Source organism: Pseudomonas sp. SMSB3 (genome assembly GCF_052041965.1).
Taxonomy (GTDB): Bacteria; Pseudomonadota; Gammaproteobacteria; order Pseudomonadales; family Pseudomonadaceae; genus Aquipseudomonas.
In genome coordinates this window covers 1-289 of record NZ_JBKGGV010000059.1, presented here as the reverse complement: position 1 = coordinate 289, position 289 = coordinate 1, and the positions used below count along the sequence as shown (strand labels likewise).

Here is a 289-nt window from a genome sequence, read left to right as displayed (position 1 = left end):
TCCTGGCCAACGGCCAAACCATCACGATCCCGGTTGGCCAGAGCTCCGGCACTGCAACCGGCGCCGTGAGCAACGACGTCTATCAGGGACATGAGGCGGTCACCAACAGCATCACCAGCGCCAGTGGCGGTAACTTTGAGAGTCTTGTCGCCAATACGGATCCCGTCAGCACTGCCGTTACCGATGTAACAGACACGACAACGGTCACCCTGACCGCTACGCCATCCGTGGCCGAGGGCGGCACCATCGTCTACACCGCCAGCGTCGGCGCGCCGGTGACTGGCAGTCT

General features: G+C 63.0%; 1 protein-coding gene. It reads left to right on the top strand.

Annotated elements, in window-relative coordinates; all coding sequences use genetic code 11:
* Positions 1-289 (top strand): immunoglobulin-like domain-containing protein (locus ACLEJW_RS23280; RefSeq protein WP_440778338.1); only part of this gene is annotated, 289 nt, incomplete at both ends.